At 69.5% G+C, this 14,265-nt stretch carries 10 protein-coding genes; 7 read left to right on the top strand and 3 right to left on the bottom strand.

Features of this window, described 5'->3' with window-relative positions; translation table 11 throughout:
* Window positions 1–377: 377 nt before the first annotated feature.
* The 3 genes from AB0N03_RS41125 to AB0N03_RS41115 all read right to left on the bottom strand — a co-directional run bounded on the left by AB0N03_RS41125 (window position 378) and on the right by AB0N03_RS41115 (window position 2,249).
* Window positions 378–983: an acetoacetate decarboxylase family protein gene (locus tag AB0N03_RS41125; RefSeq protein WP_364384338.1), complete on the bottom strand. Its 606-nt coding sequence runs from the start codon at window positions 981–983 to the stop codon at window positions 378–380.
* Entirely contained in the window at window positions 980–1,810 is an 831-nt protein-coding gene (locus AB0N03_RS41120) for an enoyl-CoA hydratase-related protein (RefSeq protein WP_364384335.1), read from the bottom strand. The genes AB0N03_RS41125 and AB0N03_RS41120 overlap by 4 nt, the downstream gene beginning before the upstream one ends.
* Window positions 1,811–1,907: 97 nt before the next feature.
* A complete protein-coding gene (locus tag AB0N03_RS41115) occupies window positions 1,908–2,249 on the bottom strand; it encodes a hypothetical protein (RefSeq protein ID WP_364384332.1) in 342 nt (113 codons plus the stop codon).
* Window positions 2,250–2,435: 186 nt separating this feature from the next.
* Between AB0N03_RS41115 and AB0N03_RS41110 the strand changes: the two genes are divergently transcribed.
* The 7 genes from AB0N03_RS41110 (at window position 2,436) to AB0N03_RS41080 (ending at window position 14,256) form a co-directional block, all read left to right on the top strand.
* Window positions 2,436–5,726, top strand: coding sequence for a HEAT repeat domain-containing protein (locus AB0N03_RS41110; RefSeq protein ID WP_364384329.1), 3,291 nt, complete (start codon window positions 2,436–2,438; stop codon window positions 5,724–5,726).
* Between the two features lie 124 nt (window positions 5,727–5,850).
* Window positions 5,851–6,642 (top strand): TIGR03084 family metal-binding protein, encoded by a 792-nt coding sequence (locus AB0N03_RS41105; protein WP_364384326.1) that lies wholly within the window; start codon window positions 5,851–5,853, stop codon window positions 6,640–6,642.
* The gene (locus AB0N03_RS41100) at window positions 6,639–8,396 is read left to right on the top strand and encodes an acyclic terpene utilization AtuA family protein (RefSeq protein WP_364384323.1); all 1,758 of its coding nucleotides are present in this window, start codon (window positions 6,639–6,641) and stop codon (window positions 8,394–8,396) included. The genes AB0N03_RS41105 and AB0N03_RS41100 overlap by 4 nt, the downstream gene beginning before the upstream one ends.
* The gene (locus tag AB0N03_RS41095) at window positions 8,393–9,541 is read left to right on the top strand and encodes an acyl-CoA dehydrogenase family protein (RefSeq protein WP_364384321.1); all 1,149 of its coding nucleotides are present in this window, start codon (window positions 8,393–8,395) and stop codon (window positions 9,539–9,541) included. Before AB0N03_RS41100 ends, AB0N03_RS41095 begins: the two co-directional genes overlap by 4 nt.
* Window positions 9,538–11,136: a carboxyl transferase domain-containing protein gene (locus AB0N03_RS41090; protein ID WP_364384318.1), complete on the top strand. Its 1,599-nt coding sequence runs from the start codon at window positions 9,538–9,540 to the stop codon at window positions 11,134–11,136. The genes AB0N03_RS41095 and AB0N03_RS41090 overlap by 4 nt, the downstream gene beginning before the upstream one ends.
* Window positions 11,137–11,143: 7 nt before the next feature.
* Window positions 11,144–13,093 (top strand): biotin carboxylase N-terminal domain-containing protein, encoded by a 1,950-nt coding sequence (locus AB0N03_RS41085; RefSeq protein WP_364384315.1) that lies wholly within the window; start codon window positions 11,144–11,146, stop codon window positions 13,091–13,093.
* Complete coding sequence (locus AB0N03_RS41080; RefSeq protein WP_364384312.1) at window positions 13,090–14,256, top strand: acyl-CoA dehydrogenase; 1,167 nt, start codon at window positions 13,090–13,092, stop codon at window positions 14,254–14,256. Before AB0N03_RS41085 ends, AB0N03_RS41080 begins: the two co-directional genes overlap by 4 nt.
* Window positions 14,257–14,265: the final 9 nt, after the last annotated feature.

Genomic DNA, 14,265 nt, shown 5'->3' with positions numbered 1-14,265 from the left:
TCGGGCGCGTTCGATCGCCGCGCGGCCTTACGAGGCCGTGCGCTGCAGGTTCTTCAAAGCTGCCCGGCCACCCTCTGCAGCGGTCTCCCCGTCGCTGGGGGCTGCCGGTCACCAGAGACTACATGTAGGGGTCACTGCCCGCACGGGACCCTAAATGGCGTGTCGCGCGCTTAACTCTGGTGGGTTACGTGATCACCCAGAGGTGCAGTTCAGGAGGCGAATCCGGGGCCTCGCGAGTAGGTTCCGAGGTCGCCGCGAGGAGAGTGGACCACGGGTGTCCGGTGGTCCGGTCAGGCACCCGGGCGGGCGGATGTCATGAAAGAGTCGTTCATGTCGCCGGACGTCATGAACGAGTCGTTCATGACCTTTCGGCCGGGTCAGGAGCCGAAGCGGAGTTCCGACTTGGGGAGCTCCAGGCTCATCACCGGGCGCCGCCCGGCGAGGTAGCCGAGGGGGCCGTCAGGGTTGAAGCTCCAGTCCGCCGAGGCTGGACGGGGTCGGATTCGAGCGCCCACCGGAGTCTGCAGGAGACCGTCGCGCTCCTGGACCACCTCGAACGACGTCGGCAGTCGCAGGGGGAGGGCCGGGAGTCGCTTGAACGCCGCCGTCGCGATCCAGTCGTCCGCCGTCGCCGCCGTGGCCTGGAACGTGGGGCCGCCGGTGAAGTTCAGGATCGCGAGGTCCTTCGGGATCGCCCACAGCTCGCGGCCGCCGGCCAGGGACGCCTCGCTGTCGACCCAGATCTCCGTGATCGAGCAGGACACGCGGCGTGCCTTGATCGACACCGCCGCCAGCAGCTCGTGGTACGCCATCTGCCCCGGCGGCGTGTAGTCGATCCACGCCGTGAAGACCGACGCGTGCCCGGCGACGAGCAACGGCGACGCGCCGGGTGGCAACGAGGGCAGCCGGGAAGGCGGCACGCGCCAGATCGACACCCGCGCGTCGGCGGTCAGGGTCCAGGGCTGAGGCGGGTAGAGGCTCATTCGTCCAACCAGGGGAGATACGGAGGCAGATCCTTGTCGACCCGCAGGCCCCACGACGGCGGCCGCTTCTGCAGGAACGACAGGACGCCCTCGACGGCGTCCGGGTTCGCGCCGAGCCCGCCGATCAGGCGGGAGTCGAGTTCGTGCACGGGGAACGGCGAATCGGCGCTCGCCATCCGGTAGAGCAGCTGCCGGGTGACCGCGACCGACACCGGCGCGGTGTTCGCGATGATCTCGCGGGCCAGCTCGTAGGCCTCGTCCAGCACGGTCCCGGCCGGGAAGACCTTGTGCACCAAGCCCTTCTCGAGGGCCTCGGGGGCGGGGAACACCCGGCCGCTGATCATCCAGTCCAAAGCGGTGCCCATCCCGACGAGCCGGGGGAGGAACCAGGCCGACGCGCCTTCGGGGTAGATGCCGCGGCGGGTGAACACGAAACCGAACCGCGAATCCTCCGAGGCGAGCCGGTAGTCGCAGGGGAGCGTGATCGTGCTCCCCGCGCCGACGGCCGCGCCTTGCAGGGCCGCGATCACCGGCTTGTTCATGGTGAAGATCCGCTTCGAGCACCGGCCGGCGGGCTCCTGCCACGCCGCGTCCGGGCCGGTCGCCGGGTCGAAGTCGAAGCCGCCCTGCGAGAGGTCAGCGCCGACGCAGAAGTCCTTGCCGGCTCCGGTCAGGACGACGACGCGGACGTCTTCGTCGCGGTCCGCGCGGTCCATGGCGGCGCCGAGCTCGTCGGCCATCCGGATCGTGTAGCCGTTGCGCGCCTCGGGGCGGTTCAGCGTCACCGTGGCGATCCGCTCCGCGACGGCGTAGGTGGTCTCGGCCATGGTGAGGAACGTATTGCAGTCCGCCACTACTGGCAAGGTGTCAATAGTGTGTCCGCGGCGTCCGAGGCTGAGGCCGGGTCGGCTTGGCTGATCTCGTTCACAACTGCGCTCGGGTGGGCGTGTCGGTGGCAGGGCTGTTCCCGGCCCCGCCGGCCCCGCGGCGGACCCGCAAGCTCGCCCAGGCCGAACTGCTGCCGACTGCGACGGCGACCCAGGGAAGCACCGTGCCGACGAAGACCACTGCACCCACCAGCAGGACGAAGAGCGAAACGATCCTGACAAAGGTCTTTCGGTCACCGGTGAGGGCAAGGAAGAGCACCTGGGTGAGCAACGGAGAACCGGCGTTCGTGGCAGGCTGGTGCAATTCTTCGCCCGAGGTGGCGCCGATCTTCTTCGCTGTCAATTCGTTCTCGTCGCGTACGCGTTCCTGCTTGTGCACGGGTCCTCCTCGACCATGTGGTTGCAGAGGGCGAGCATTCGTCGGTTCCGGCGAGTCGGGGCCTCGGACGGGTGAAGCGGGCAGGTCGTGGGCTACGCTGCACGCTGCTTCGGGTCGAGACTTCACCCGCTGCGGGCGAGGGATAGCGGCGGGGAGGGAGATATCGCTACGCGGAGTGAGCGGCGCTTGTACGACGAGTTGCGTGCTCTCAGGGGAAAGGCCGACGCTGCGCGCCGCAAAGCCGGACTCCGCCCGTTGTCGCAGGACGAAACCGAACGTATCTTGCGCAAAGCGCCGTATCTCGTCGCCGATTTTCGAGGTCAGCGGCTGAGCGACTGGCTGGCAGAAGATTTTTCGAAGACCAAAACGCCATCTGCCAACAGTTTGGCCGCCGTCTTCGCGCTGGTCCGGGTTTGGAGCGAGCAGGCTGGCGTCACCGCTCCCGCGGAGCGGTACTGGGCCGACCTGCTGGAGGCCGCCCAGCCCGGCCGATCCGCCAAGAGCGGGGCGCGGACGGAGCTCCAGCCGGCAAGCGGTCCGGCGCACTCCCCGATCGACGACTACATCGCGGCTGCCGTCCGGGCGGCTCGAGAGCACCCTTACCCGGGCGTGCTGCCGGGGAACACGCCGCCGCTGACCGAGGTCTACGTCCGTCAGCGAGTTCGGGTGGGGACGGCACGCTCGCGGTCGGCTGCACCCGGGAAGCTCGCGGGCCCGGCCTCGGCGCTGGTCCGCGAGGGAGCTTCGTGGACGTCCATACCGCCGCCCCGGCGTGTGTCCGGCCGGATGTCCGCCGAAGAGATCCTGGACAGCGATCGCATCTGCGTGGTCGTCGGCACCCCCGGCGGGGGCAAGACCAGCCTCTTCCGCACTCACTTGATCCGGGCGGTGGAGGCGAGGAAGGCGGGTGAACTTGACACTTCACTGCCGATCCTGGTGTCCGCGGCCGCCTTGTCGGGCAAACCGCTGGCCGCTGCGCTCGCGGAGGCGGTGACCGCCGAGCTGAGCAGCTTCGGCCTGCTCGAGAAGCTGCCGGACGATCTGTTCAAGGAGTGCCCGTACGAAGGCGTGTCGTGGCTCGTCATGGTCGACGGGCTCGACGAAATCACCGACACGGCGGGCCGCCGGAATCTCCTGGCTGCACTGGACCAGATCTCCGACGGGAGCCGTGGGCGCCAGTATCGGTTCGTCATCGCCACCCGTCCGCTCCCCGAATGGGAGCTCGCGGTGCTCGGGGCGCAGGCTCCGGTGTACGAGCTGGAACCGTTCACCTGGTCGGACCTGAACCGCGTGTCCGCCGATTGGTTCCGGGTGCTCGGACTCGAGAATCCGGACCGGGTGGCCGAGAGGTTCGCGAGTGCGGTGCGGCGGACCAGGGTGTTCGGTCTTGCCCGGACGCCGCTGATGGCAGCGTTGCTCTGTCAGTTGCACGGTGCGAACCCGGACGCTCCGTTACCGGCCAGCCGCGGCGAAATCTACCGCAAATATGTGGAGCAGCTGACGCGGCGCATGCAGAGCGCGGACATGTCGGGTATCCAAGCCCAGGTGCGGGCCAGCTTGGAACGCTACGGGGACGAGGCGCTAGGGGAGGGTTGGCGTATCCTTGAGCGCCTACCCGAACTGATCTCTCAGTCGGCGGCCGAGATGCACGGCGGCTGCTCGGCTTCGATCTTGGACATCTTTTCGGGCCTGCCCGGTGCTGCGTGCCCCAAACGCGTGCCGGCTGGCGTTTGGCACGAGTACCAGCAAAGTCTGTTGCTACGCAGCGGCTTGGTCGTCCTGCGTAGCGGTGAGCTGTCTTTCTTCCATCAGACCGTCGGGGAGTTCCTGGCCGCCGCACACGCGACGCGATCAACGTCGGCCTGCCTGGAGTCGCTGGCCGCCCTTTTCGGAAGAAAGCGTCGCCTCCCTCTCGCCGAACGGATCCTCGTCCGCCGCGTACCGCCGCCGCCGGAGGTGGACACGTCGTTCACGGGGTTCGTCCTCGACCAGTGCGGCGAAGTCAAGGACGCTGTCGTCGATTGCCTGCTCAGGCTGGTAGACCGTGGCGGTGTGGCCGGGTGCGGGTTCATCGCCGTTCTGCTCCGTCTCGGCACCAATGTTCCGCGAAGCGTCGTCTTGGCGATGGCAAGGAAGCTCATGGATCTCGTCTGGGTCCTGGGCAATACCTTGAATTCGGCGCCTCCTCGTCGTGCTCGAGGAGTGGTGCGCAGTGATCAGGAGCAATTCGAAAACGCCTTTCTGGCCCTTCGTCTTCTGGCGTCCATCGGCGCGGAGGACGCGCTCGACCGACTGCGCTCGATCGCCCGCGACGACGACCTCCACCCCGCCGTCCGAGCCAGGGCGGCCGAGGCCGTCGTCGACCTCGACGTGGACGTAGCCGTTGCTGTCGGGCTGCTGGACGAACTGGCGAGGAACAAAACGATCGGCTCGCGGATGCGGGCCACTCTTGCGGCGCGGGTCGAGTCGCTGGATCCGAACCACATGTCCCGTCTGCTCGTCGATCTTGCCCGAGATGCCACGTTGGCCGGTCGCGAACGGGTGGCTTCGGTCATGACTCTGCGCGGTCTCGAAGCTGGGCTCGCGTCGGACCTGTTCGCCGAACTCGCCCTGGACACCAGGATGAGCGGGTACTCGCGAGTCAGGTCCGCCGGCGTTCTGGCCGGTGCGGGGGACGTGCGCGGGATCGAACTGCTCGACGGACTGGCCCGCGCCGTCGACGTTCCGATCTACGTGCGCGAGGAGGCGGTCCGCGCGCTGGTCAAGCACGGTGGTTCCAAGGCGGACAGCGTGCTGTTGAAGCTGGCGTCGGACCATTCGGTCGACCCACACGTCGGGATCCGCGCTGCCGGTGCATTGGCGGAACGCGGGGACAAGGACGCGTTGAAGGAGCTCGAGCGCATCGCGATGCAGCGCATGAGCGACCATAACGTGCGGATCGGCGCAGTCGAGATGTTGGCTGCTATGGGGGAGTACAACTCGATGGACCTGCTCGAGTCGCTGGTTCGAGATACGACGCTCGACAACAACGGACGGCTCCGGATCCTCGAGATCATGCTCGAAGCCGGCGGCCGTCGAGGTGTCGACGCGGTGAAGTCGCTGGTCGGCGACCGTTCCCTTGGGGATCGTGCTCGTGTCTTCGCCGCGGGCCTGCAGGGATCCATCGACAAGCCGGCCGCGGTCCGTCTTCTCCTTGGCTTCATCGGCGACCGGAGCGTGGCCGGGGTGGCTCGTGTCGACGCGGCCGAGTTGCTCGCCCAGCTCCTGCTCGGCGAGCATGCGCGGCTGTCAGACGCCGTGGACGTCCGGATGCACGCCGCGGAAGACTTCCGGGTGGATCCCGTCGGCAACATGGACCTGAGTCGGGTGACGATCATCGATTTGATCGACGATCTGAGCCGTGACAGGAGAGTTTCGAGAGCTGATCGTGGCCGGGCGTTCAACGTTCTTCGCCGCTTCTACCTGTGGCGGCGCTAGCTCCGAGCAGGTCTACGGAAGTTACAGCTGGCGACTCCGGGTCGAACCAAAGAAACAATCAGGCGTGCTTGATTTTTCCGACCACCGGTGCGACGCTGGGCCGCAGGACGCAAGGAGGCGGCGGATGGCGGATCTCGGCGTGATCCTCGGGGATCTCGACGCGGAGACACGGACGATCGACGACGTGGTGGCGAACCTGCCCGCGTCCGACTGGGCGCGCGCGACGCCCGCCGAGGGGTGGACGATCGCGCACACCATCGCCCACCTGGCGTGGACCGACCGCAAAGCCTTCATCGCGGCGGCCCACCCGGAGGACTGGCAGGCCGAGGTCGAAGAGCTCCTCACGATCGGGGAGAACTACGTCGACCTCGCCGCGGCCGAAGGCGCGGAGCGGCCGCCGAGGGAGATCCTCGAAGACTGGCGCGCCGGGCGGGCCGCGCTCGCCGAAGCCCTCGCCGCCGTGCCCGACGGGCAAAAGCTGCCCTGGTACGGCCCGCCGATGAGCGCGGCCTCCATGGTCACCGCTCGCCTGATGGAGACCTGGGCCCACGGCCAGGACATCTACGACGCCCTCGGCCTGACGCGCGAGCCGACCGCGCGGCTGTGGCACATCGCCCGCTTCGGCACCCGCACCCGCGACTTCGCCTACCTGCTCAATTCCCTCGCGCCGCCGGCCGGGGAGTTCCGCGTCGAACTGACCGCGCCCGATGGCTCCACCTGGGCGTTCGGCCCCGAGGACGCCGAGCAGAAGCTCACCGGCAGCGCCGTCGACTTCTGCCTCGTCGTCACCCAGCGGCGGCACCCGGCCGACACCGACCTGATCGCCCACGGCGCCGACGTCGAAGAATGGCTGACCATCGCGCAGGCCTTCGCCGGACCTCCTGGAGAAGGCCGGAAGCCCGGGCAGTTCGCATGACCTACCGCATCGGCAACGCGTCGGGCTTCTACGGTGACCGCTTTTCCGCCGTCCGCGAGATGCTCACCGGCGGCCCCCTGGATGTGCTCACGGGGGACTACCTGGCCGAACTGACCATGCTCATCCTCGGGCGCGACCGGATGAAGGACGCGAACCGCGGCTACGCCAAGACGTTCCTGCGCCAGATGGAGGAAAACCTCGGACTGGCGCGGGAAAAGGGTGTCAAGATCGTCGCCAACGCGGGCGGGCTCAACCCGGCCGGGCTCGCGGACGCCCTGCGCGAGCTGGCCGCGAAGCTCGGGCTCGACGTCAAGATCGCGCACGTCGAAGGCGACGACCTGGTCGCACGCGCCGACGAACTGAATCTCGGGAAACCGTTGACCGCCAACGCCTATCTCGGCGCTTGGGGCATCGTGGAGTGCCTGAACGCGGGCGCTGATGTCGTCGTCACCGGGCGCGTCACCGACGCCTCGGTGATCGTCGGCCCGGCCGCCGCGCACTACGGCTGGGCCCGCGACCACTTCGACGCCCTCGCCGGCGCGGTCGCCGCCGGGCACGTCATCGAATGCGGCGCGCAGGCCACGGGCGGGAACTACGCCTTCTTCACCGAGCATTCCCTGGGCGTGCCCGGCTTCCCGATCGCCGAGATCGACGCCGACGGCTCCAGCGTCATCACCAAGCACCCCGGCACCGGGGGAGTGGTGAACGCCGGCACCGTCACCGCGCAGCTGCTGTACGAGATCACCGGCGCGCGGTACGCCGGACCGGACGTCACGACCCGGTTCGACACGCTTTCGCTGGCCGAAGACGGACCCGACCGCGTCCGCATCTCCGGCGTCCGCGGGGAGGCTCCGCCGCCGACGCTGAAGGTCGCGCTGAACACCCTCGGCGGCTTCCGCAACGAGACGACGTTCGTCCTCACCGGACTCGACATCGACGCGAAAGCCGCGCTGGTGAAGGAACAGCTCGAAGGTGCGCTCAAGGACCGGCCGCCCGCCGACGTCCGCTGGACGCTGGCCCGCACCGATCACGCCGACGCCGACACCGAGCAGACCGCGAGCGCCCTGCTGCACGTCGCGGTCAAGGACGCCGACCCCAAGGTCGCCGGGCGCGCGTTCACCGGGGCCGCCGTCGAGCTGGCCCTGGCCAGCTACCCGGGGTTCCACGTCACCGCGCCGCCGTCCGACGCCTCGCCGTACGGCGTCTACACCGCGGCCTATGTGGACGCTGCGAAGGTCCCGCACGTGGCCGTCCTGCCGGACGGGATGCGAGTCGACATCGCGCCTTCGACGTCCACACAGGACCTGTCCGAAGTGGACGAGCCCGCGCTGCCCGAACCCCTCGACCACGGACCGGTGCGCCGGGCCCCGCTGGGCACGATCGCCGGCGCCCGCAGCGGCGACAAGGGCGGCAACGCCAACCTCGGCGTCTGGGTGCGGTCGGAAGAGGCGTGGCGGTGGCTGGTGCACCGGCTGACCGTCGCCGAGTTCAAGCTGCTGCTGCCCGAAACCGCCGACCTGCCCGTGACGCGCTACCTGCTGCCGAACCTGCGGGCGATGAACTTCGTCGTCGAAGGCATCCTCGGCGAGGGCGTCGCGTCGCAGGCGCGGTTCGACCCGCAGGCCAAGGCCTTCGGCGAATGGCTGCGGTCCCGTGAGATCGACGTCCCCGAGGTGCTCCTACCGCAGTTGGGGGGCCCAGGGGGGCTTGCCCCCCGGCTGGGGTCTGGGGCTCGGCCCCAGGAGGCACAGTGACCGATCCGTTCCGGACGCCCGAGCGGGCCGAGCTGCGCAAGACCGTGCGGAAGTTCGTCGAGCAGGAGGTCCTGCCCCACCTCGACGACTGGGAGCGCGCCGGTGAGCTGCCGCGCGACCTGCACCGCAAAGCCGGCGACCTCGGTCTGCTCGGTGTCGCCTTCCCCGAGGAGATCGGCGGGGGCGACGGCAACTACCTCGACGCGCTCGTCATCGCCGAGGAGATGCACTACGCCGGCGGCTCCGGCGGGCTCTTCGCGTCGCTGTTCACCTGCGGCATCGCCGTGCCGCACATCGCCGAGGCGAACGACCCGGTGCAGATCGAACGCTGGGTCCGCCCGACCCTGGCCGGGGACAAGATCGGCTCCCTCGCCGTCACCGAGCCGGACGGCGGTTCGGACGTCGCCGGGATCCGGACCACCGCCGTGCGCGAGGGCGACGAGTACGTCGTCAACGGCGCCAAGACCTACATCACCTCCGGCTGCCGCGCGGACTTCGTCACGACGGTCGTGCGCACCGGCGGCGACGGCGCGCACGGGCTCTCGCTGATCGTCGTCGAACGCGGAACGCCCGGGTTCACCGTCTCCCGCAAGCTCGAGAAGATGGGCTGGCTCTGCTCCGACACCGCCGAACTGTCCTACGTGGACGTCCGGGTGCCCGTGGAGAACCTGGTGGGCGCCGAGAACAGCGGGTTCGCGCAGGTGGCCACGCAGTTCGTCACCGAACGGCTTTCGCTGGCCGTGCAGGCGTACTCGCACGCTCAGCGCGCTCTCGACCTGACGCTGGACTGGTGCCGGTTGCGCGAGACGTTCGGCCGTCCGCTCATCTCACGGCAGGTCGTGCAGCACAAGCTGACCGAAATGGCCCGTCGCGTGGACGTGGCCCGGACCTACGCCCGGCAGGCCGCGATCCGGCACGTCTCGGGCGAGGAAGTCATCGCCGAGGCCTGTTTCGCCAAGAACACCGCCGTCGAGGCCGCCGAGTGGGTGGTCAACGAGGCCGTCCAGCTGCACGGCGGCCTCGGCTACCTGCGCGAGGCCGAGGTGGAGCGCCACTACCGCGACGTCCGGATCCTCGGCATCGGCGGCGGCACGACCGAGATCCTCACCGGCCTGGCCGCGAAGCGATTGGGATACACTTCATGACCGCTCTGAGGTCCACAGTGGACACGCGGGTTGCCGAGTTCGGCGCCAACCGCGAGGCGATGCTGGAGAAGCTCGCCGAGATCGCCACCGAGCAGGCCAAGGCCGTGGCCGGCGGCGGCGAGAAGTACGTCGAGCGCCACCGCAAGCGCGGCAAGCTGCTGGCCCGCGAGCGGATCGAGCTGCTGCTGGACGAGGACTCGCCGTTCCTGGAGCTTTCGCCGCTGGCGGCCTGGGGAACCGACTACCGGGTCGGCGCGAGCCTCGTGACCGGCATCGGGGTCGTCGAAGGCGTCGAGTGCCTGATCTCGGCGAGCGACCCGACGGTCAAGGGTGGCGCCAGCAACCCGTGGACCACGAAGAAGAGCTTCCGGGCCGCGGACATCGCCGCGCAGAACCGGCTCCCGTCGATCAACCTCGTCGAGTCGGGTGGCGCGGACCTGCCGACGCAGAAGGAGATCTTCATCCCCGGCGGCCGGATCTTCCGCGACATCACGCGCGCTTCGGCGGCGGGCTGCCCGACGGTCGCGCTGGTCTTCGGCAACTCCACCGCCGGCGGGGCGTACCTGCCGGGCATGTCGGACTACGTCGTGATGGTCAAGGAACGCGCCAAGGTGTTCCTCGGCGGGCCGCCGCTGGTCAAGATGGCGACCGGGGAGGAGTCCGACGACGAGTCGCTCGGCGGCGCCGAGATGCACGCGCGGACCTCCGGCCTGGCCGACTACCTGGCCGTCGACGAGCAGGACGCGATCCGCCTCGGCCGCAACATCATCAAGCGGCTCAACTGGACGAAGCAGGGGCCGACACCGAAACCGGACTACGCCGAGCCGCTGTACGACACCGAGGACCTGCTCGGCATCGTGCCGACCGACCTCAAGGTCCCGTTCGACCCGCGCGAGGTCATCGCCCGCGTCGTCGACGGCTCCGACTTCGACGAGTTCAAGCCGCTCTATGGGGCGAGCCTGGTGACGGGCTGGGCGAGCATCCACGGCTATCCGGTCGGCGTCCTCGCGAACGCGCAGGGCGTGCTGTTCGGCGAGGAGTCGCAGAAGGCGGCGCAGTTCATCCAGCTGGCCAACCAGATCCACACGCCGCTGGTGTTCCTGCACAACACGACCGGCTACATGGTCGGCAAGGAGTACGAGCAGAGCGGCATTATCAAGCACGGCGCGATGATGATCAACGCCGTGTCGAACTCGAAGGTGCCGCACCTGTCCGTCCTCATGGGAGCGTCCTACGGCGCCGGTCACTACGGCATGTGCGGCCGTGCCTACGATCCGCGATTCCTGTTCGCCTGGCCGAGCGCGAAGTCCGCGGTGATGGGCCCGGCGCAGCTGGCCGGCGTACTGTCCATCGTGGCCCGCGCGGCGGCCGAAAGTCGCGGCCAGGAGTACAACGAGGACAACGACAAGGCCATGCGCGCCATGGTGGAAGGCCAGATCGAGGCCGAGTCGATGCCGATGTTCCTCTCCGGCATGCTCTACGACGACGGCATCATCGACCCGCGCGACACCCGCACCGCGCTCGGGCTGAGCCTGTCGGCGATCCACAATGGACCAGTGAAGGGCGCCGAGGGCTTCGGCGTCTTCCGGATGTGAGTGAGCGATGATCCAGAACCTGCTGGTCGCCAACCGCGGCGAGATCGCCCGCCGCGTCTTCCGTAGCTGCCGCGACGCCGGGATCGGCACGGTCGCGGTGTTCTCCGACGCCGATGCCGCCGCGCCGCACACCGTCGAAGCCGACGCGGCCGTCCGGCTGCCCGGCAACGCGCCGTCCGAGACGTACCTGCGGGCCGACCTGCTGGTGAAGGCCGCGGCCGACACCGGCGCCGACGCCGTCCACCCCGGGTACGGCTTCCTGTCCGAGAACGCCGCGTTCGCGCGTGCCGTCCTCGACGCCGGGCTGACCTGGGTCGGGCCGCCGCCGGAGGCCATCGAGACCATGGGCTCCAAGGTGGAGTCCAAGCGGCTGATGGCCGCCGCCGGGGTCCCGGTGCTGTCCGAACTGGACCCGGACCAGGTGACCCAGGACGATCTTCCATTGCTCGTCAAGGCGTCCGCCGGCGGTGGTGGCCGCGGCATGCGCGTGGTCCGCTCACTCGACGAGCTTGCCGAGGCCGTGGAAGGTGCCGGCGCCGAGGCGGGATCGGCGTTCGGCGACCCGACCGTGTTCTGCGAGCGCTACCTGGAAACCGGGCGGCACATCGAGGTCCAGGTCATGGCCGACCGGCACGGCACGGTGTGGGCGGTGGGGGAGCGGGAGTGCTCGATCCAGCGCCGGCACCAGAAGGTCGTCGAGGAAGCACCGTCGCCGTTTGTCGATGAAGCGATGCGCGAGGAGTTGTTCGACGCCGCACGCAAGGCGGCCAAGGCGATCGACTACGTCGGCGCGGGCACGGTCGAGTTCCTCGCCGCGCCGGACGGCCGGTTCTACTTCCTCGAGATGAACACCCGGCTGCAGGTCGAGCACCCGGTCACCGAGAACGTCACCGGTCTGGACCTGGTCGCGCTGCAGCTGCGCGTCGCCGAGGGCGAGCGGCTGCCCGCCGAGCCACCGGCTACGCAAGGGCATTCCATCGAGGTCCGGCTGTACGCCGAGGACCCGGCGGCGAACTGGCAGCCGCAGAGCGGGACGCTGCACACGTTCGAAGTGCCCGATGTGGACCGTGCGTTCACCCACGGCACCGGGCTGCGGCTCGACTCCGGGTTCGAGAGCGGGTCCGTGGTGGGCGTCCACTACGACCCGATGCTCGCCAAGGTGATCACTTGGGCCCCGACCCGGGCCGAGGCCGCTCGGCGGCTCGCGAAGGCCTTGGCGGCGTCGAAGATCCACGGCGTCGTCACCAACCGCGACCTGCTGGTGAACATCCTCCGGCACGAGGCGTTCCTGGCCGGGGAGACGGACACCGCGTTCTTCGACCGGCACGGCCTGGACACCCTCGCCGCACCGCTGGCCACTGTGGACACCGAGAGCGTCTCGGCGCTGGCCGCGGCGCTCGCGGACGCGGCGGGCAACCGGGCGTCGGCGACCACGCAAAGCAGGCTGCCCAGCGGCTGGCGCAACGTCCGGTCGGCCGGGCAGCGCAAGGTCTTCACCGCGAGCGATCGCGAGTACGAGATCGTCTACTCGCTGACCCGCGACGGACTGAAAGCCGACGGTTACGAAGCCGAACTGGTCACCGCTGAGCCCGGCCGGGTCGTGCTGGACGTCGCCGGGGTGCGGCGCACCTTCGACGTCGTGCGGCACGACGGAGTGTCCTACGTGGACTCCGCGCTCGGCTCGGTGGCGTTGACGGCAGCACCTCGGTTCGCCGACCCGGACGCGGCACTCGCCGCCGGGTCGCTGGTCGCGCCGATGCCGGGCACCGTCGTCCGGCTGGCCGTGCAGGCCGGGGACCCGGTCAAGGCCGGCGATCCGCTGCTGTGGCTCGAGGCGATGAAGATGGAACACCGGATCGCCGCTCCCGCCGACGGCGTGGTGGCGGAACTGCCGGTGACAGTGGGACAGCAGGTCGAAGTGGGCACGATCCTCGCGGTGGTGGGAGAAGCAGAATGAACGCCATGAACTTCATCGAGCCGGAGGAGCGGATCGCGCTCCGCAAGGCCGTCGCCGAGCTCGGCACCAAGTACGGGCACGAGTACTACGCGCGCAAGGCGCGGGCGGACGAGAAGACCCACGAGCTGTGGGACGAGGCCGGCCGGCTGGGCTACCTCGGCGTCAACATCCCCGAGGAGTACGGCGGCGGGGGCGCGGGCATCGCCGACCTCGCCGCGGTGCTCGAAGAGCTGGCCGCCGCGGGCTCGCCGCTGCTGCTCATGGTCGTCTCGCCGGCGATCTGCGGCACCGTGATCTCGCGGTTCGGCACCGAAGAGCAGAAGAAGCAGTGGCTGCCCGGCATCGCCGACGGCACCAAGCGGATGGTCTTCGCGATCACCGAGCCGGACGCCGGGTCGAACTCGCACAAGATCACCACCACCGCCAAGCGCGACGGCGACGGCTGGGTCCTCAGTGGACGCAAGGTCTACATCTCCGGCGTCGACGAGGCCGACGCGGTGCTCGTCGTCGGCCGCATGGAGGATTCCAGGACCGGCAAGCTCAAGCCCGCGCTGTTCATCCTCCCGACCGGCACCCCGGGCTTCGAGTACACGAAGATCCCGATGGACATCATCGCGCCGGAGGACCAGTTTTCGCTGTTCCTCGACGACGTCAAGCTCCCGGCCGAGGCGCTGGTCGGCGAGGAGGACGCGGCGATCGCGCAGCTGTTCGCGGGCCTCAACCCGGAACGCATCATGGGCGCGTCGTTCTCCCTCGGCATCGCCCGCTACGCGCTGGCCAAGGCCGTCTCCTACGCCAACCAGCGCCAGGTCTGGGGCACCCCGATCGGCGCCCACCAGGGCCTCGCGCACCCGCTCGCCGAGATCAAGGTCGAGCTGGAACTGGCCAAGCTGATGACTCAGAAGGCCGCATCGCTCTACGACTGCGGTGACGACTTCGGCGCGGGGGAGTCGGCCAACATGGCCAAGTACGCCGCCGCGGAGGTCGCCATCCGCGCGACCGACCAGGCCGTGCAGACCCACGGTGGCAACGGCCTCGCGACCGAATACGGCCTGGGCACGCTGGTCACCGCCGTCCGGCTCGGCCGGATCGCCCCGGTCAGCCGCGAGATGGTGCTCAACTTCGTCGGCCAGCACAGCCTCGGCCTGCCCAAGTCCTACTAGGAGGGTCGC

Source organism: Amycolatopsis sp. NPDC051061, from assembly GCF_040682935.1.
Lineage (GTDB): Bacteria > Actinomycetota > Actinomycetes > Mycobacteriales > Pseudonocardiaceae > Amycolatopsis.
The sequence above is the reverse complement of the archived record's forward strand: the minus strand, read 5'-3'. Positions and strand labels throughout refer to the sequence as shown.